This window comes from Pseudomonas sp. Xaverov 259 (assembly GCF_019352915.1).
GTDB lineage: Bacteria > Pseudomonadota > Gammaproteobacteria > Pseudomonadales > Pseudomonadaceae > Aquipseudomonas.
In genome coordinates, this window is sequence record NZ_JAAAFV010000018.1 from 357,064 (window position 1) to 373,488 (window position 16,425).

Genomic DNA, 16,425 nt, shown 5'->3' on the forward strand with positions numbered 1-16,425 from the left:
CCGTTACGCACATTGTTACAGCTGTAGGAACTGTCGTTTAGGCATCCGGTTGCAGGTGCGACCTGCCAGGGTTGTACTTTTTGGATCCATTGGTTGCACCTTTCGATGCTAGACGGTTGCACGTGCTGGCAGAAGGAGCCGAAACGCCTGTAATAACAATGACACCGTGTCTTTTTGAAGAATAAAAAAGTAATGGCACGCGCCTTGCTCTGGGCTTTCCTGTGAAAGTTTGACGCGAATTCGTAGTGCCAATAAACAAAAACCTCGGAGCACCACTCATGTCCCAGACGTTTTACAAGAAAGGTTTTCTGGCCCTCGCCGTTGCAGCGGCGTTGGGTGTTTCTGCGTTTGTTCAAGCTGATGTGAAGATTGGCGTGGCAGGCCCGATGACGGGCGCCAACGCAGCTTTCGGTGAGCAGTACATGAAGGGTGCCCAAGCGGCAGCCGATGTGATCAACAAGGCCGGCGGTATCAACGGTGAGCAGATCAAACTGGTTGCCGGTGATGACGCCTGTGAGCCCAAGCAAGCCGTGGCCGTGGCCAACCGCCTGGCCGACCAGGACAAAGTGATCGGCGTGGTCGGGCACTTCTGCTCCTCCAACACCATCCCGGCATCTGAGGTGTACGACGAAGCGGGCATCATCATGATCACTCCGGGTTCCACCAACCCACAGGTGACCGAGCGTGGTTTGAGCGCCGTGTTCCGTATGTGCGGGCGTGACGACCAGCAAGGTATCGTGGCCGGCGACTACATTGTCGACGTGCTCAAAGGCAAGAAAGTCGCGGTCATCAACGACAAGGACACCTACGGTAAAGGCCTGGCCGATGCCACTGCTGCCCAGTTGACCAAACGCGGCGTCAAGCCTGTGCTGGAAGAAGGCCTGACCCGTGGCGAGAAAGACTTCAGCGCCCTGGTCACCAAGATCCGCTCCACCGGTGCCGACGTCGTGTACTTCGGCGGCCTGCACCCGGAAGCCGGTCCATTGGTTCGCCAGATTCGTGAAGCCGGCCTCAAAGACGTCAAGTTCATGTCCGATGATGGTGTCGTGACCGACGAACTGGTGGCCACCGCTGGCGGCGCACAATACGTAGACGGCGTGTACATGACTTTCGGCGCCGACCCGCGCCTGCTGCCAGACAGCAAAACCGTGGTGGAAGAGTTCCGTAAAAACGGCACCGAGCCGGAAGGCTACACCCTGTACGCCTACGCCTCGATTCAGGCCCTGGCCGCCGGCTTCAACGGCGCCAAGTCCAACAAGGGCGAAGACGCCGCCAAGTGGCTCAAGGCTCACCCGGTGAAAACCGTGATGGGTGAAAAAGCCTGGGATACCAAGGGCGACCTGAAAATCTCCGACTACGTGGTTTACCAGTGGGATAAAGACGGCAAATACCACCAGTTGGAAAAGCAGAAGTAAAAACAAGCACCACGGAACCAATGTGGGAGCGGGCTTGTTGTGGGAGCTGGCTCCCACACAGGGCCTGCTCCCACAGGGGAGTGGTGTTGATATCAAGATCTGTCTTTTCCTCCAGAAGCGCCGCACACCCACCCGTGTGCAGGTGCTCACCGCGTGAGATTGCGTTATGGATGGTATTTTCCTGCAGCAACTGGTCAACGGCCTGACCCTCGGGTCGGTCTATGGCCTGATCGCCATAGGCTACACAATGGTCTATGGCATCATTGGCATGATCAACTTCGCCCACGGCGAGGTTTATATGATTTCCGCTTACCTCGCGGCGATCAGTCTGGCACTGCTGGCTTACTTCGGCATCGAATCCTTCCCGCTGCTCATTCTCGGCACCCTGATCTTCACCGTGGTCGTCACTGGCGTTTACGGTTGGGTCATCGAGCGTGTCGCTTATAAACCGCTGCGCAACTCCACCCGACTGGCACCGCTGATCAGCGCCATCGGTATCTCCCTGATCCTGCAAAACTATGCGCAGATCGCTCAGGGCGCGAAACAACAAGGCATTCCAACCCTGCTGGCCGGCGCCTGGCGCGTCGATATCGGCACAGGGTTTGTGCAGTTGACCTACACCAAGGTGTTTATCCTGGTGGCCGCGTTCCTCGGCATGGGCCTGCTGACTTACATCATCAAGTACACCAAGCTCGGCCGCATGTGCCGCGCCACCCAGCAAGACCGCAAGATGGCCTCGATCCTGGGCATCAACACCGACCGCGTGATCTCCTACGTGTTTGTCATCGGTGCCGCCATGGCCGCCCTGGCCGGCGTGCTGATCACCCTCAACTACGGCACCTTCGACTTCTATGCCGGCTTCATCATCGGCATCAAGGCATTTACCGCAGCGGTACTCGGCGGCATCGGCTCCCTGCCTGGGGCGATGTTGGGCGGGATCATCCTGGGTATCTCCGAGTCGCTGTTCTCGGGGTTGATCAACTCTGACTACAAAGACGTGTTCAGCTTCTCCCTGCTGGTGGTGATTCTGATCTTCCGTCCTCAGGGCCTGCTTGGTCGCCCACTCGTGGCTAAGGTGTAAACATGTCTGCTGCCAAATCTATCGATATCAAGAAAAGTGTGGTCGATACGGTCCTTGCCGGGCTGATTTCGTTGATCGTGTTCGGTCCGATTGTCGGCGTGGTGCTCGACGGCTACAGCTTTAACCTCGAGCCTGCGCGGGTGGCCACGTTGGTCGCCATCGTGATGGCCGGGCGCTTTGCCTTGAGCCTGTTCCTGCAAACCCCCAAAGGCGTAAAGATCCTGCAGGGTTTCGAGAGCAGTGGCTCCGGCGTGCACGTGTTACCGCCGGACTACAAATCGCGGCTGCGCTGGATCATCCCGGCACTGATCGTGATCGCCATCGTGTTCCCGATCTTCGCCAACAAATACCTGCTGACCGTGGTGATTCTCGGGCTGATCTACGTGTTGCTCGGCCTTGGCCTGAACATCGTGGTGGGCCTGGCCGGCTTGCTCGACCTGGGTTACGTGGCGTTCTACGCCATCGGCGCCTATGGCCTGGCACTCGGTTACCAATACCTCGGCCTGGGTTTCTGGAGTGTGTTGCCCCTGGCAGCCATCGCTGCGGCGCTGGCCGGATGCATACTCGGGTTCCCGGTGCTGCGAATGCACGGCGATTATCTCGCCATCGTGACCCTGGGTTTTGGTGAAATCATCCGCCTGGTACTCAATAACTGGCTGTCGTTCACCGGCGGCCCCAACGGTATGCCAGTGCCTTCGCCGACCTTCCTCGGCCTGGAGTTCGGGCGCAAGGCCAAGGATGGCGGGATTCCGTTCCACGAATTCTTCGGCATCGATTACAACCCCAACATCAAGTTCATGTTCATCTACATCGTGCTGTTCCTGGTGGTACTGGCCGTGCTGTACATCAAGCACCGCCTGACCCGCATGCCGGTCGGCCGCGCCTGGGAAGCCTTGCGCGAAGATGAAATCGCCTGCCGCTCCATGGGCCTGAACCACGTGCTGGTCAAGCTTTCGGCGTTCACTATCGGGGCCTCGACTGCAGGGCTGGCCGGGGTGTTCTTTGCTAGCTACCAGGGCTTCGTCAACCCGTCTTCGTTTACCTTCTTCGAGTCGGCGCTGATCCTGGCCATCGTGGTGTTGGGCGGCATGGGTTCGACAGTGGGCGTGGTGATTGCGGCGTTCGTATTGACGGTTGCGCCGGAGTTACTGCGCAGCTTCTCCGAATACCGCGTGCTGCTGTTTGGCGTGTTGATGGTGGTGATGATGATCTGGCGACCGCGCGGCTTGATCCGCATCAGCCGAACCGGTGTGACCCCACGTAAAGGAGTGGCGCCATGAGCAAGGAAGTCGTCCTCTCAGTGGAACACCTGATGATGCACTTCGGTGGCATCAAGGCCTTGAGCGATGTAAGTCTGCAGGTCAAACGCAACTCGATCTTCGCCCTGATCGGCCCCAACGGCGCGGGCAAGACCACGGTGTTCAACTGCCTCACCGGTTTTTACAAAGCCAGCGGCGGCAAGATCGAACTGAACATTCGTGGCAAGCAGACCAACGTGATCCAGTTGCTCGGCGAACGCTTCAAGGCCGTCGACTTTGTGTCGCCGAAAAGCTTCTTCAGCCGCGTGTACTACAAGATGTTCGGCGGCACCCACCTGGTCAACCGCGCAGGCCTGGCGCGGACCTTCCAGAACATTCGCCTGTTCAAGGAAATGTCGGTGTTGGAAAATCTGCTGGTGGCCCAACACATGTGGGTCAACCGCAACATGCTGGCGGGCATCCTCAACACCAAGGGCTACCGCAAGGCCGAAAGCGATGCCCTCGACCATGCCTTCTATTGGCTCGAAGTGGTGGACTTGGTGGATTGCGCCAACCGCTTGGCCGGTGAGCTTTCCTACGGCCAGCAGCGCCGCCTGGAAATCGCCCGCGCCATGTGCACCCGGCCGCAGATCATCTGCCTGGACGAACCGGCCGCGGGCCTCAACCCGCAGGAAACCGAAGCCCTCAGCGCGATGATTCGCCTGCTGCGCGACGAACACGACCTGACAGTGGTGCTGATCGAACACGACATGGGCATGGTGATGAGTATTTCCGACCACATTGTGGTGCTCGACCACGGCAACGTGATCGCCGAAGGTGGCCCGGATGCAATCCGCAACGACCCGAAAGTGATCGCCGCCTACCTGGGCGCAGACGAGGAGGAGCTGGTATGAGTGCACCTATCCTCGAAATGAAGGACCTGGACGTGTTTTACGGCCCGATCCAGGCCCTCAAAAAAGTCTCGCTGCACATCAACGAAGGCGAAACCGTGAGCCTGATCGGCTCCAACGGCGCGGGCAAATCCACGCTGCTGATGTCGATTTTCGGCCAGCCGCGTGCCGAGTCCGGGCAAATTCTGTACAACGGCGTCGACATTACCCACAAGTCATCCCACTACATCGCCTCCAACGGCATTGCGCAGTCGCCGGAAGGGCGGCGGGTGTTCCCCGACATGACCGTCGAGGAAAACCTGCTGATGGGCACCATCCCGATTGGCGACAAGTATGCGCAGGAAGACATGCAGCGCATGTTCGAGCTGTTCCCACGGCTCAAGGAGCGACGCACTCAGCGTGCAATGACCATGTCCGGTGGTGAGCAGCAAATGCTCGCCATCGCTCGAGCGCTGATGAGCCGGCCCAAACTGCTGTTGCTGGATGAACCGAGCCTGGGCCTGGCGCCCATTGTGGTGAAGCAGATCTTTGCCACCCTGCGCGAGCTGGCCGCTACCGGTATGACCATCTTCCTGGTGGAACAGAACGCTAACCACGCGCTGCGCCTGTCGGACCGGGCGTATGTGATGGTTAACGGCGAGATTCGCCTGACGGGCACTGGCAAGGAATTGCTGGTTAACGAGGAAGTGCGCAACGCCTACCTCGGCGGGCATTAACGCCTGCCCCTGATCGTTCCCACGCTCCGCGTGGGAATGCATCCTGTGACGCTCCGCGTCACGCTTCGGGACGCGGAGCGTCCTTTGCTGCATTCCCACGCAGAGCGTGGGAACGATCATCAACAGTTGTTTTTGGGCTGTTTTCAGTGCTCCCGCCAAATTGTGGAAAACAAATCCAGACACCCTCCAAAGCGCGACATATAGCCGCCGCAAATCCCTGTTTTGTCACAGTTTTGACTTGTCCCCATCCGCTGTGGAACCGGCTGTGGGTAACGTGGGAGTAGCTGGCTGTAAGCCTTTAAAACCGTGGCGTGCAGCGTGGTGGTTGTTTATTGATCAGCGGTTTTTTGCTGGCCTGCCGAGGGCTTTGTCAACCTGTTTAAAGACACAGGTATATGACTGATTTATGTCGGCTCAGCCTGTGGATAAGTCTGTGACTAAACTCTGGAAAGACTGCCGCAGAGGCCGGAATGACTGGCCTGGAGCCATCGTTCGGATTTTCCCTCTTGCCATTTGGCTACATACGCCTTGGCCAAGGTCAAGCAAAAAACTTTCTGAAATCGCCTGCAAGCCTTGTATGGAGCGGCTTGGCGCTTTTTACACTTGCCCCCAAAGACTGTGGGCGCAGTTGTGGATAACCTGCGTGCATATGGCTGCAAGCCACGTACTGTAAGGCTTTGCCTGACATGATCAAAAAACAACCAGCCCTGTATGAAGTTATGCGCTTAGCGGTTGCCGCAATCGCGGCGTAAGGGCATTCTGCTGGCTGTTTTTTTCCCGATGCCCGCAAGGAGAACACCATGTCCGACACGCTGTTTATTACTGGCGCCACCTCAGGTTTCGGCGAAGCTTGCGCCCGTCGTTTTGCCGACGCCGGCTGGAAACTGGTGCTTACTGGCCGTCGTGCTGAGCGTTTGAATGCCTTGGTCGAAGAGCTTTCCAAGCAGACCGAAGTGCATGGCCTGGTGGTGGACGTGCGTGACCGCAAGGGCATGGAAGAGGCCATCGCCAACCTGCCACCGTCGTTCGCCAAGCTACGCGGGCTGATCAACAACGCCGGCCTGGCCGTGGGCACCGACCCTGCGCCCAAGTGCAGCCTCGACGATTGGGAAACCATGGTCGACACCAACATCAAAGGCCTGTTGACCACCACCAACCTGCTGTTGCCGCGCCTGATCGCCCACGGCCGTGGGGCCGGCATCATCAACCTGGGTTCCATCGCCGGTAACTATCCGTACCCGGGCAGCCACGTGTATGGCGGCTCCAAGGCGTTCGTGAAGCAGTTCTCGCTGAACCTGCGTTGCGACCTGCAAGGCACCGGCGTGCGTGTGACCAACATCGAACCGGGCCTGTGTGAGAGCGAGTTCTCGCTGGTACGCTTTGGCGGTGACCAGGCGCGTTATGACGCGACCTATGCCGGTGCCGAGCCGATCCAGCCGCAAGACATTGCCGACACGATCTTCTGGGTGATGAACACCCCGGCGCACGTGAACATCAACCGGTTGGAGCTGATGCCGGTGAGCCAGACCTGGGCTGGGTTTGCGATTGAGCGTGGGGCCAAGTAAGGCTTAAGACCGCGTCGGGTCCTTCGCAGGCAAGCCAGCTCCCACATTCGACCGCATTCTCATGCAGGAACTCGGTCAAGTGTGGGAGCTGGCTTGCCTGCGATGGCGTCAAATCGGCCAAAACAGGACATAAGGTACACTCCACGCCTGAAAACCCCTCCGCACTGTGCGGTTTAAAGGTTTTGACGGGAGGAAATGTGAGTAACCGAGGTGAGCAGGCACTGCTCAAACAATCGACGATTCTGATGTTCGCGGTCGCGATCGCCGGGATTGTCACGGGTGTGATATCTGGCGCCCAATCCATTCTATTCGACGGCTTTTTCTCGCTGATCGCCACCGCCATCAAGGTGCTGATGCTGATCACGGCCAAGCTGATCGCCAAGAAAAGCAACGAGCGTTTCCAGTTCGGCTACTGGCACCTGGAGCCGATGGTGCTGCTGATCGAAGGCAGCTTCCTGTTGCTGATCGCGATCTATGCGTTTCTCAACGGCGTGTTCGGCATCATCAATGGCGGGCGTGAAATCGAATTGGGGCTGGTGATCGTCTACGCGGCGGTGTTTACCGTGGTCGAGTTCGCCTACTTCTTCTACGTGCGCTATCGCAATCGCACGCTGAAATCTTCACTGATCCAGTTCGACAATATCAGTTGGCTGGTGGACGCGATGCTGTCGGTGGGCTTGCTGATCAGCTTCCTCGCCGCGCTGTTGCTCAAGTCCCAGGGTTATGGCGAGTGGGCGGTGTATGTCGACCCATTGATCCTGATTCTGCTGGCCCTGAGCATGCTGGCGCCGGCGTTCAAGATCCTGCGCCCGGCGTTGCGTGAGGTGCTGGGCATTGCCCCGGACCACTTGGATGACAAAGTGCGCGAAGTGATGGACGCGGCCCAGGCCAGGCATGGTTTCGATGACTACGTGTCCTACGTGCAAAAGCACGGGCGGGCGCGGTTTATCGAGATTCATGTGGTGCTGCCGGCCAATTACCCGGTGGATAACGTGGCCACGCTTGATGGGCTGCGCGAGGAGATATCCACAGGGCTGGGTACGCCGGATGCGGCGCGCTGGTTGACGATCAGTTTTACTGGGGATCGCAAGTGGATTGCATGACAGTCAGGTAGACCGCTATCGCAGGCAAGCCAGCTCCCACATTTTGATGTGTGAACACAGTCAAATGTGGGAGCTGGCTTGCCTGCGATGAGGCACTAAAGGTCAACCCAGATGCTGGATAAGGCCCTGGTAGCAAGTGGCCAAGTGATATGGCGTAGTCGACGGCATATCCCGCCGGCTCACCGCACCCTTGGCATCCAGGCACTCATGCCAGCCGTTCTCATGCAAAAAGTGCTGTTGCAGCGCCAGCAATTGGCGTTGCAACAGCGCCTCACTGCTAGGCCGCAAGGTCAGTGCCCGCAGGTATTCAGCCTGGGCCCAGATCCTTTGCGTGCCGTCGCGCACGCTGCCATCCAGCGCGAGCATGCCGCTGACTGAGCCACTTGATTTATCCACACCCTTGAGCTCTGCATAGGCAAATGCCCGCGTCAGCGAGGCATGCAACGCTGTGCCGCGCAGCACGTCCGACGATTCGAGCAAAAAGAACCATTCGAATTGATGCCCCGGCTCAAACCAGTTATCCACAGCGCCCAGCGGTTTTTCCATCATCACGCCGTGCTGGCGGTCAATGAAGCGCTTCTGCATAGCAGTGGCGAGGTCCAGCAACGCATCCTGGGTGATCGCGTCTTCACGCACGGCCAGCGTGGCGAGGAAGCCTTCAGCCAGGTGCATCAGCGGGTTTTGCAGCGGGCCGGACTTGAGCGATGACCAGTTGCGCTCCAACACCGCTTCGTACAGGCCGTCGCCGGTGGCAAAACGTTCGGCGACCACGGCCAGGGCCGCGTCGAGTACCGACTCCACCAACGGCTCGCGCACCTTGGCCCAATAGTGGGCGCAGGCGAAGATGATGAAGGCGTGGGTGTAGAGGTCTTTGCGCTTGTCCAGCGGTTTGCCGTGGGCGTCGATGCTGTAGAACCAGCCGCCATGCTCGGCATCATGGAAGTGCCGTTGCAGCGAACGAAACAGTGCCGCCGCACGTTCTTCGGCAAACGCTGCACCGGGCTCGCCGATCAGGCTGGCGAACAGGTACAACTGCCGGGCGCAGGCCATGGCGCGGTAGCGTTGCGGGGGCAATGGCTGGTGATTGGCGTCCAGCGCCTCGTAGGGCAACGCCAGCTCGGCATTCCAGCCCGGGCCTTGCCACAGCGGCACGATCAGGGTGTGGAAGTGCGTGAGCACGGCATTCAAGGAAGGTTGGGAAGCGATGGGCATCGGCTGGCGTCGTCACGGCAGAGGTGTAGGCGCGCATGGTAGCAGGCTGATCGTTCCCACGCTCTGCGTGGGAATGCATTTCGTGACGCTCTGCGTCAGGCTTTGGGACGCGGAGCGTCCAAGGCTGCATTCCCACGCAGAGCGTGGGAACGATCATGTGGGAGCTGGCTTGCCTGCGATGGTGCCCTCAGCAGCGCTGCCGATCAGCCCGCCAGCAACCAGACCCCGGTCGCCGCCGAAGCTGCGCCAGCAACCCGCACCAACGGTGCCGCAGCGGCCGGCAGAAAGCGCACCAGCGCATATCCAACGGCATGCAGAGCCGCCGTCGCGCCCACAAACCCGGCCGCATACGCCCACGGGCTGGACATGTCCGGCAGCTCCAGGCCGTGGGCCACACCGTGGAACAGCGCAAACAACGCCGTCGCTGCCACCGCCACAAACAACGGCGGCCGTACTGCCAGCGCTACTGCCAGGCCCAGGGCCAGCACCGAGGCGGCAATCCCGCTTTCCAGCGCCGGCAGTTCCAGGCCTTCAAAGCCGAGCAGGCCGCCGATCAGCATGGTGCCGACAAAGGCGCAAGGCAGTGCCCAGCGCGCCTTGCCTTGTTGCTGCGCGGCCCACAGGCCGACGGCGACCATGGCCAGTAAATGATCAATACCGCCCAATGGGTGGCTGATACCGGCCACCAGCCCATTATCGCCATGCCCGGGGTGAGCGAAGGCGAGTGCCGGTGCCAGCAGCAGGGCGGCGGTTGCGAGAAGTTTGTTGAGACCCATACAGGCTCCTTTTGGGGGGTGATCAGGCTGCAGTCAGCAAACCTTGACGTTCGATAAAAGCGACGATTTCATCCAGGCCGACGCCGGTTTTCTGGTTGCTGAACACAAAGGGCTTACCGTTGCGCATGCGTGTGGTGTCGCTGTTCATCAGTTCCAGCGAGGCGCCGACCAAAGGCGCCAGGTCGATCTTGTTGATCACCAGCAAGTCGGATTTGCAAATACCGGGCCCGCCCTTGCGTGGCAGCTTGTCACCGGCAGACACATCGATCACGTAGATGGTCAGGTCTGACAGTTCCGGGCTGAAGGTGGCCGATAAGTTGTCGCCGCCAGACTCCACCAGAATCAGGTCCAGGCCGGGGAAGCGGCGGTTGAGTTGGTCCACCGCTTCGAGGTTGATCGAGGCGTCTTCACGAATCGCCGTGTGCGGGCAGCCGCCGGTTTCCACGCCGATGATGCGCTCGGGCGCCAGGGCTTGGTTGCGCACCAGAAAATCCGCATCTTCGCGGGTGTAGATATCGTTGGTGACCACCGCCAGGTTGTAGCGGTCGCGCAGCGCCAGGCACAGCGCCAGGGTCAGGGCGGTCTTGCCGGAGCCCACTGGGCCGCCGATGCCGACACGCAAAGGTTGTGTGTTCATGTAGGTCTCCTAGGAACGGAACAGGCGGCTGTATTGGCGCTCATGGGCCATACACGCCAGGGACAGGCCGAACGCGGCGCTGCCGAAATGGTGAGGGTCGATGCGTGCCGCGTCCTGCTGGGCTTGTTGCAACAGGGGCAGCAGTTCGCTGGTCAGGCGTTGGGCGGCTTGCTGGCCCAGCGGCAGAGTTTTCATCAGCACCGCCAATTGGTTTTCCAGCCAGCTCCACAGCCATGCGGCCAGGGCGTCGTCGGGGCTGATGAGCCAGGCGCGGGCGGCCAAGGCCCAGCCCAGGGCCAGGTGCGGTTCGTCGCGTTGGGCCAGAAAGTCGCGTGCGGCGTCGTCCAGCTCCGGCAAGCCGTTGAGCAGCTGTTGCAGGGAGTAGCCCATCTGGCGACTCTCCTGATACAGCTCGCGGGTCTCACGGCTGGCGCGGTGCTCTTCGCACAGCTGCGCCAAACGCGGCCAATCCTGTTCGGCGGCGGCGCGGCAATGGGCGAGCAACAGCGGCGCTTCAAAACGGGCGAGGTTGAGCAGCAACTGGTCGCTGATCCAGCGCCGGGCACTGGCTGCATCATTGACCCGGCCGTTGTCCACCGCCATCTCCAAGCCTTGGGAATAGCTGTAGCCACCAATCGGCAATTGCGGACTGGCCAGACGCAACAGCGCCCAGGCTGGGTTCATAGACGCACGCCGAACTGGTGCAGCTTGGGGGGGTAATTGAAGTCTTCATCGCCATGACGCGAATGATGGTGGCCGCCGCCATAGGCACCGTGTTCCGGCTGGAACGGAGCCTCGATGGTTTGCGTGGTGGCGCCGAGCTGTTCGAGCATGGCCTTGAGCACGTAGTCATCGAGCAGGCGCAGCCAACCGTCGCCGACTTGCAGGGCTACGTGCCGGTTGCCGAGGTGATACGCCGCGCGGGTCAGTTCAAAGGCGTTTGTGCAGGTCACGTGCAGCAGCTGTTCCGGGCGGGCGACTACGCGTATCACGCGCCCGTCTTCAGCCTGCAGGCACTCGCCGTCGTGCAGGGGCGGTTGGCCGCGCTCCAGAAACAGGCCGACATCTTCGCCGTCGGCACTGAAACAGCGCAGGCGGCTTTTGCTGCGGGCTTCGAAGTTCAGCAGCAGTTCAGCGGCCCAGGTGGCTTGGGGGGCGATTCGGCGGTGGATCACCAGCATCAGGAGGCTTCCAGCTATGAGCGATAAATGAGCTAGAGCAAGGGGCTTGCCAACCGTGTGTATGGACAGGAAATCCCTGTAGGCAAGCACGGACATGCCACCGAATAGGGCGTCAGCCATTTCCTGCCGCGCTTCAATTTGGTGCGCTAGCGGATTTATAGCACTGGATAGGGGCGTTTTGCGTTGATGGCCGTTGCGTGGAGGATGAAATTTCCTTCATCTGTTTCGCACTGGATTTTTCTCAGAATTGTCCTACGCGATTGAAGGAATTGGCGTTCAAAAAGTTACGTGCTGTTTCATTACGATGTGCGCCGTGTTTAATCCACTGCGACGCCGATCATGTTCAGAGTATTTTTGGTTTCACTTATTGTCAGCTTGTCCTGCGCCGTCATACCGGCCTCAGCCAATTTAAAAGCACCTGTGGCCTTTGAGCCCGCCGCCACCATCGACAACGTGATCGATCGTGCCCATCAGCTGCTCGGCACACCCTATAAGAGCGGCGGTACCAAGGTCGACCAGGGGTTTGATTGCAGCAGCTTCATGGTCTATCTGTTCAAGACCGAAGCCAATATCCGCTTGCCGCGCACCACCACAGAAATGCATCGATCAAGCGCCGCGACCGTTCAGCGCGAGGCGCTCAAGCCCGGCGACGCGGTATTTTTCAAAGGCAATGGGCGCGGCCAGGTCAGCCATGTGGGCCTGTACATCGGCAAGGGTAAGTTCATCCACTCGCCCAGCACCGGCAAACGCGTGCGCATCGATTCATTGAGCAACAGCTACTGGAAAAAGCACTACACCACCGCCAAGCGTTTCCACGCGGCGGGCTGATTGGGCTTATTCGGTACTGCCCAGCCCTTGCCAATGCTTGAGGCCGATAAAGATAAAGCGCAGTTGCTGGGTGATTTTTGCCTGGGGCGTAAGGTGCGCAGGCAAGGCCAGGGCCGGAGGGTCGATGATGTCGGGCAGGGTGGCGAACACGCTCTTGACGATCAGGTCGGCCATGACATGCAGGCCGTCGGCATCCAGGTGCTGCAGCTTGGGCATCAACGTGAGGTCGGCCGCCAAGTCGCTGGTGATGTCTTCACGCAGCGCGCCGATGGCTTGGCGCACAGCCAGGCATCCACCGTATTGTTCGCGGGCCAGGAACAGGAATTGCGAACGGTTGGCCGAAACCACATCCAGAAAGATCCGCACGGAGGCATCAATGATGCCGCCCATCACGAACTCGTTGTGACGGACCAGGCGAATAGTGGCGCGAAAGGTCTGGCCGACTTCACTCACCAAGACAAGCCCTAGCTGGTCCATATCCTCAAAATGACGATAGAACCCGGTGGGCACGATCCCGGCGGTCTTGGCCACTTCGCGCAGGCTCAGGCTGCCAAACCCACGGCCACACTCCATCAGATGGCGGGCTGCGTCCATCAAGGCGAGGCGGGTCTGTTGCTTCTGTTCGGCGCGGGGCAGCATCGGCGGGCGGGCTTTGTCGGCAAGTACAGCGACGCACTCTAGCAAAACAGCTTCAGCTACGTCGAACTTGGCGGGGTATCGGGGTGTGATGCAGTTCAGATAAAAGCAAAAGCCCGATCTTCAGATCGGGCTTTTTTCTCGGCCACCACGGGGTTAGCTCTGTGCTTGATGCAGTTCTTGCAGACGGTCAGCACCGCCTTCAGCAACGCCTTCGGTGTAAGCGCGTTTGCTGGCTTGTTCAGCACCGCCTTCTACCAGACCTTTCTGTTCCAGGCGATCACGGCCACCTTCAGCAACGCCTTCGGTGTAAGCGCGTTTGTTGGCTTGTTCAGCGCCGCCTTCTACCAGGCCTTTCTCTTCCAAACGGTTACGACCGTTTTCAGCTACAGCGCCTTTGGCGTAGTCGCGGTTTTCGTCTTCTTGCGAACCGCTGCGGGCCAGGGTCTGGCTCGACTGAACGGCTTGAGCTTTGTTCTGTGGGGTAGCTTGTTCAGCGGCTGGCAGGGCAAATGCGCTGGAAGCCAGGACCGACAGCAGAACAGTAGCGAGTATTTGGCGTTTCATGATGGGTTGCTCCTTGGGAGGGCGATAAAGTGGGTACAGGGCTAATGTTACTCTCGAGAAGTCGATATAAAAGTTCATAAACACAATGGTAATAATCAACAGAATTGATTGTTCCCCGCAGAGGCTCTAGAACGCGCCTCTCAAGCCCGCGCTTTTGCACCGTGGTGGGTATTTTCGACACGAAGGTGGGTAACAATGGTGCGCCGTCGATGATGAAAACTGTCTGGTCGATCAGGAATGTGGCTTTTTGCGACTAAATCGCTGATCGGGTTAAACCCCCAGGCGGTTTGCCAGTCGTAGCCTTATAAGCTGTAGTTTTGCTATCTGTGTTGAGGAGTCCTGTGCAATGACGCGCACTCGTAAAATCGTGGTTTGGAGCTGCGCCAGCTTCGCTGTGTTAATCGCTATCGTGGTCTTGGTGCTGGTGTTTTTTGATTGGAACCGCATCAAGCCGCCGCTCAATGCCAAGGTCTCCGAAGAACTGCATCGCCCGTTTGCCATTAATGGCAACCTCGCCGTGGTGTGGGCGCGCGAGCCCGATGAAGGCGGTTGGCGTGCCTGGGTGCCGTGGCCCCATGTGATTGCCGAAGACCTGACCCTGGGCAACCCGGACTGGTCAAAAAAACCGCAGATGGTCACGCTTAAACGCGTCGAGCTGCGCATTTCGCCTTTAGCATTGTTGGCCCAGCGTGTGGTGATCCCGCGTATCGACCTCACCGAGCCGAGTGCCGACTTGCAGCGCCTGGCTGACGGTCGCGCTAACTGGACCTTCAAGTTTGACCCCAAAGACCCCGACGCCGAGCCTTCCAGCTGGGTGGTGGACATCGGCTCCATCGGCTTCGACAAGGGCCATGTCACCCTCGACGACCAAACCCTCAAGACCCAGCTGGATGTGATTATCGACCTGCTCGGCAAGCCGATTCCCTTCGGTGAAATCGTCGGCGACGCGGATGCCAAGAAAGCCCTGGAGAAAGGCTCGGCGCCGCAGGACTATGCATTCGGCCTCAAGGTCAAAGGTCAGTACCACGGCCAGAAACTCGACGGCACCGGCAAGATCGGCGGGCTGCTGGCCTTGCAGGACGCGGCCAAGCCGTTCCCGCTGCAAGCGCAGGTGAAGATCGCCGACACCAGCGTGGCGCTGGCCGGCACCCTGACTGACCCGCTGAACCTTGGCGCCCTGGACCTGCGGCTGAAACTGTCCGGCACCAGCCTGGGCAACCTTTACCCGCTGACCGGCGTGACGTTGCCCGATTCCCCGGCCTATTCCACCGATGGCCACCTGATCGCCAAGCTGCATGAGGCCAGCGGCGCGTCATTCACCTACGAAAACTTCAACGGCAAGATTGGCAACAGCGACATCCACGGCAACCTCAGCTACGTCGCCAGCCAGCCACGGCCCAAGCTCAGCGGGACGTTGGTGTCCAACCAACTGCTGATGACCGACCTTGCGCCGTTGATCGGTGCCGACTCCAACGCCAAGCAAAAGGCCCGTGGTGGCGAGAGCAAGCAGCCGGCGACCAAAGTGCTGCCGGTGGAAGAATTTCGCACCGAGCGCTGGCGTGATATGGATGCCGATGTGGAATTCACCGGCAAACGCATCGTACACAGCGCCGACCTGCCGTTTACCGACCTCTACACCCACTTGGTTCTCAACGATGGCGAGCTGAGCCTGCAACCCCTGCGCTTTGGCGTGGCGGGTGGCAAGCTGGATGCGCAGATTCGCTTGAACGGGCGTATCACGCCGATGGAAGGTCGCGCCAAGCTGACGGCGCGTAACTTCAAGCTCAAGCAGCTGTTCCCGACATTCGAGCCGATGAAGACCAGCTTTGGTGAACTCAACGGTGATGCCGATATTTCCGGGCGCGGCAACTCCGTAGCGGCCTTGTTGGGCACCTCCAACGGCGACCTGAAAATGCTGATCAATGACGGCGCCATCAGCCGCGGCCTGATGGAAATCGCCGGGCTCAACGTGGGCAACTACGTGGTCGGCCGCTTGTTTGGCGACAAAGAAGTGAAGATCAACTGCGCGGCAGCGGACTTTGGCATCAAGACCGGTCTGGCGACGACGCGGCTGTTTGTATTCGATACCGAGAACGCGATCATTTATATCGATGGCACGGCGAATATGGCGACTGAGCAGTTGGACTTGACCATCACGCCCGAATCAAAAGGCTTCCGCCTGTTCTCCCTGCGTTCACCGTTGTACGTCAATGGCCCGTTTATCAAGCCTAATGCGGGTGTGAAAGCGGTGCCGTTGATGTTGCGGGGTGCCGGGATGGTCGCGCTGGGCGTAATCGCCGGCCCTGCGGCGGGCTTGCTGGCCCTCGTCGCACCAAGCGGCGATGAGCCCAACCAGTGCGCACCGTTGCTGCAACAGATGAAGGAAGGCAAGGCGCCCAAAACCGTTAAATAAGGCGTCCGCTCCTAAAGGGAATGTGACGCAGAGCGTCACTGGATGCATTCCCACGCGGAGCGTGGGAACGATCAGTAGTCGGCGCAAAAAAATGTGGGAGCTGGCTTGCCTGCGATAAGGATCGTTCCCACGCTCTGCGTGGGAAT

The 16,425-nt window shown here is 59.6% G+C and carries 16 protein-coding genes; 9 read left to right on the top strand and 7 right to left on the bottom strand.

The annotated features are described in order from the left end of the window. Positions 1-278 precede the first annotated feature (278 nt). The 7 genes from K0H48_RS04610 (at position 279) to K0H48_RS04640 (ending at position 8,029) form a co-directional block, all read left to right on the top strand. Positions 279-1,415 (top strand): branched-chain amino acid ABC transporter substrate-binding protein, encoded by a 1,137-nt coding sequence (locus K0H48_RS04610; RefSeq protein ID WP_219266564.1) that lies wholly within the window; start codon positions 279-281, stop codon positions 1,413-1,415. A gap of 166 nt (positions 1,416-1,581) precedes the next feature. Continuing rightward, on the top strand, positions 1,582-2,496 hold the full coding sequence (locus K0H48_RS04615) for a branched-chain amino acid ABC transporter permease (RefSeq protein ID WP_017136076.1): 915 nt from the start codon (positions 1,582-1,584) through the stop codon (positions 2,494-2,496). Between the two features lie 2 nt (positions 2,497-2,498). Beyond that, a complete protein-coding gene (livM, locus tag K0H48_RS04620) occupies positions 2,499-3,776 on the top strand; it encodes a high-affinity branched-chain amino acid ABC transporter permease LivM (RefSeq protein WP_017136077.1) in 1,278 nt (425 codons plus the stop codon). Further along, the gene (locus K0H48_RS04625; RefSeq protein WP_138817090.1) at positions 3,773-4,648 is read left to right on the top strand and encodes an ABC transporter ATP-binding protein; all 876 of its coding nucleotides are present in this window, start codon (positions 3,773-3,775) and stop codon (positions 4,646-4,648) included. Before livM ends, K0H48_RS04625 begins: the two co-directional genes overlap by 4 nt. Further along, positions 4,645-5,361, top strand: coding sequence for an ABC transporter ATP-binding protein (locus K0H48_RS04630; RefSeq protein ID WP_069786861.1), 717 nt, complete (start codon positions 4,645-4,647; stop codon positions 5,359-5,361). The genes K0H48_RS04625 and K0H48_RS04630 overlap by 4 nt, the downstream gene beginning before the upstream one ends. Before the next feature lie 800 nt (positions 5,362-6,161). Next, positions 6,162-6,926 carry an SDR family oxidoreductase gene (locus K0H48_RS04635; protein WP_056860507.1) on the top strand — a complete coding sequence of 255 codons (765 nt, stop codon included), beginning with the start codon at positions 6,162-6,164 and terminating at the stop codon, positions 6,924-6,926. A 197-nt stretch (positions 6,927-7,123) separates the two neighbouring features. Then, positions 7,124-8,029 (top strand): cation diffusion facilitator family transporter, encoded by a 906-nt coding sequence (locus K0H48_RS04640; protein WP_138817088.1) that lies wholly within the window; start codon positions 7,124-7,126, stop codon positions 8,027-8,029. 102 nt (positions 8,030-8,131) lie between these two features. Here K0H48_RS04640 and K0H48_RS04645 read toward each other — a convergent pair whose 3' ends face one another. The 5 genes from K0H48_RS04645 to ureE form a co-directional block, all read right to left on the bottom strand. Continuing rightward, positions 8,132-9,241: an AGE family epimerase/isomerase gene (locus tag K0H48_RS04645; protein ID WP_219266565.1), complete on the bottom strand. Its 1,110-nt coding sequence runs from the start codon at positions 9,239-9,241 to the stop codon at positions 8,132-8,134. 203 nt (positions 9,242-9,444) lie between these two features. Then, entirely contained in the window at positions 9,445-10,017 is a 573-nt protein-coding gene (locus K0H48_RS04650) for a HupE/UreJ family protein (RefSeq protein ID WP_219266567.1), read from the bottom strand. Between the two features lie 22 nt (positions 10,018-10,039). Next, positions 10,040-10,654, bottom strand: a complete 615-nt coding sequence (ureG, locus tag K0H48_RS04655; protein WP_028615537.1) for an urease accessory protein UreG — start codon at positions 10,652-10,654, stop codon at positions 10,040-10,042. A gap of 9 nt (positions 10,655-10,663) precedes the next feature. Next, positions 10,664-11,338, bottom strand: a complete 675-nt coding sequence (locus tag K0H48_RS04660) for an urease accessory protein UreF (RefSeq protein ID WP_219266568.1) — start codon at positions 11,336-11,338, stop codon at positions 10,664-10,666. Continuing rightward, positions 11,335-11,835, bottom strand: a complete 501-nt coding sequence (ureE, locus tag K0H48_RS04665) for an urease accessory protein UreE (protein ID WP_219266570.1) — start codon at positions 11,833-11,835, stop codon at positions 11,335-11,337. Before ureE ends, K0H48_RS04660 begins: the two co-directional genes overlap by 4 nt. A gap of 339 nt (positions 11,836-12,174) precedes the next feature. On the opposite strand from ureE, the gene K0H48_RS04670 reads away from it, so the two are divergent. Next, entirely contained in the window at positions 12,175-12,663 is a 489-nt protein-coding gene (locus K0H48_RS04670) for a C40 family peptidase (protein WP_219266571.1), read from the top strand. Between the two features lie 6 nt (positions 12,664-12,669). On the opposite strand, the gene K0H48_RS04675 is transcribed toward K0H48_RS04670, so the two are convergent. Further along, the gene (locus K0H48_RS04675; RefSeq protein ID WP_219266681.1) at positions 12,670-13,302 is read right to left on the bottom strand and encodes a TetR family transcriptional regulator; all 633 of its coding nucleotides are present in this window, start codon (positions 13,300-13,302) and stop codon (positions 12,670-12,672) included. Between the two features lie 153 nt (positions 13,303-13,455). Next, complete coding sequence (locus tag K0H48_RS04680; protein WP_219266572.1) at positions 13,456-13,866, bottom strand: hypothetical protein; 411 nt, start codon at positions 13,864-13,866, stop codon at positions 13,456-13,458. A gap of 346 nt (positions 13,867-14,212) precedes the next feature. Here K0H48_RS04680 and K0H48_RS04685 point away from each other — a divergent pair, with 346 nt between their 5' ends. Continuing rightward, entirely contained in the window at positions 14,213-16,279 is a 2,067-nt protein-coding gene (locus tag K0H48_RS04685) for an AsmA family protein (RefSeq protein WP_219266573.1), read from the top strand. Positions 16,280-16,425 lie beyond the last annotated feature (146 nt).

Excerpts from the sequence above, each read along its gene's own strand:
- K0H48_RS04610 (WP_219266564.1), top strand. The coding sequence starts at position 279 with ATGTCCCAGACGTTTTACAAGAAAGGTTTTCTGGCCCTCGCCGTTGCA.
- K0H48_RS04615 (WP_017136076.1), top strand. The coding sequence starts at position 1,582 with ATGGATGGTATTTTCCTGCAGCAACTGGTCAACGGCCTGACCCTCGGG.
- livM (WP_017136077.1), top strand. The coding sequence starts at position 2,499 with ATGTCTGCTGCCAAATCTATCGATATCAAGAAAAGTGTGGTCGATACG.
- K0H48_RS04625 (WP_138817090.1), top strand. The coding sequence starts at position 3,773 with ATGAGCAAGGAAGTCGTCCTCTCAGTGGAACACCTGATGATGCACTTC.
- K0H48_RS04630 (WP_069786861.1), top strand. The coding sequence starts at position 4,645 with ATGAGTGCACCTATCCTCGAAATGAAGGACCTGGACGTGTTTTACGGC.
- K0H48_RS04635 (WP_056860507.1), top strand. The coding sequence starts at position 6,162 with ATGTCCGACACGCTGTTTATTACTGGCGCCACCTCAGGTTTCGGCGAA.
- K0H48_RS04645 (WP_219266565.1), bottom strand. The coding sequence starts at position 9,241 with ATGCCCATCGCTTCCCAACCTTCCTTGAATGCCGTGCTCACGCACTTC.
- K0H48_RS04650 (WP_219266567.1), bottom strand. The coding sequence starts at position 10,017 with ATGGGTCTCAACAAACTTCTCGCAACCGCCGCCCTGCTGCTGGCACCG.
- ureG (WP_028615537.1), bottom strand. The coding sequence starts at position 10,654 with ATGAACACACAACCTTTGCGTGTCGGCATCGGCGGCCCAGTGGGCTCC.
- K0H48_RS04660 (WP_219266568.1), bottom strand. The coding sequence starts at position 11,338 with ATGAACCCAGCCTGGGCGCTGTTGCGTCTGGCCAGTCCGCAATTGCCG.
- ureE (WP_219266570.1), bottom strand. The coding sequence starts at position 11,835 with ATGCTGGTGATCCACCGCCGAATCGCCCCCCAAGCCACCTGGGCCGCT.
- K0H48_RS04670 (WP_219266571.1), top strand. The coding sequence starts at position 12,175 with ATGTTCAGAGTATTTTTGGTTTCACTTATTGTCAGCTTGTCCTGCGCC.
- K0H48_RS04675 (WP_219266681.1), bottom strand. The coding sequence starts at position 13,302 with ATGCTGCCCCGCGCCGAACAGAAGCAACAGACCCGCCTCGCCTTGATG.
- K0H48_RS04680 (WP_219266572.1), bottom strand. The coding sequence starts at position 13,866 with ATGAAACGCCAAATACTCGCTACTGTTCTGCTGTCGGTCCTGGCTTCC.
- K0H48_RS04685 (WP_219266573.1), top strand. The coding sequence starts at position 14,213 with ATGACGCGCACTCGTAAAATCGTGGTTTGGAGCTGCGCCAGCTTCGCT.